The sequence below is a fragment of the Secundilactobacillus pentosiphilus genome (genome assembly GCF_002217985.1).
Classification (GTDB): Bacteria; Bacillota; Bacilli; order Lactobacillales; family Lactobacillaceae; genus Secundilactobacillus; species Secundilactobacillus pentosiphilus.
Window position 1 is genome coordinate 1 of the sequence record NZ_BCMI01000081.1, and the last position, 250, is coordinate 250.

The 250-nt window shown below is 46.0% G+C and carries 1 protein-coding gene; it reads right to left on the bottom strand.

Going from position 1 to position 250, the window contains the following annotated elements:
* A partial coding sequence (locus CES81_RS13640; RefSeq protein WP_180949824.1) for a hypothetical protein occupies positions 1-250 on the bottom strand: 250 nt, incomplete at both ends.

Consider the following 250-nt stretch of genomic DNA (forward strand, 5'->3'; position numbering starts at 1 on the left):
GTAGGATACTGATAGTGAAGAGGTTTACCAACCTGAACTTTGGTCCAAACCCGTGGCGCAGTATTTGGCACTTTACCAGTAGGATACTGATAATGAAGAGGTTCACCAACCTGAACTTTGGTCCAAACCCGTGGCGCAGTATTCGGCACTTTGCCAGTAGGATACTGATAGTGAAGAGGTTTACCAACCTGAACTTTGGTCCAAACCCGTGGCGCAGTATTTGGCACTTTACCAGTAGGATACTGATAAT